General features: G+C 67.4%; 1 protein-coding gene. It reads right to left on the bottom strand.

Translation table 11 applies throughout. From position 1 onward, the window contains the following. Nucleotides 1-242, bottom strand: a 242-nt coding sequence (locus P6709_RS20265) for a dioxygenase family protein (protein ID WP_442905387.1), incomplete at both ends; no start/stop codon positions are given.

The raw sequence follows: 242 nt of genomic DNA, 5'->3' as shown, positions 1-242 counted from the left end.
CCAGATCCCATGGTCCAAACCGCCTTGTGGCGTCAGTTGGACAGGCAGGCCCGCGTCAGTGAAGAGCCGCGTCACGGTTTGCGCCAGGGCGGCATCGCCCTTGGCCTCGTACTGGATCTCATACAGGGGCGCCGGAAAGCCGCCGAAGTCGTGGATGGTGCCGTGCTGCGCGGCGCCCAGCACATAGGTCGAGCGCGTGGCCGTGTGCGGCGACATGATGACGACGGCTTTCGGGCGACCCC

It is taken from the genome of Jeotgalibacillus sp. ET6 (assembly GCF_029667115.1).
Classification (GTDB): domain Bacteria; phylum Bacillota; class Bacilli; order Bacillales; family Jeotgalibacillaceae; genus Jeotgalibacillus.
Note: the sequence above shows the minus strand (reverse complement) of the source record. Positions and strands in the feature narration are given on the sequence as shown.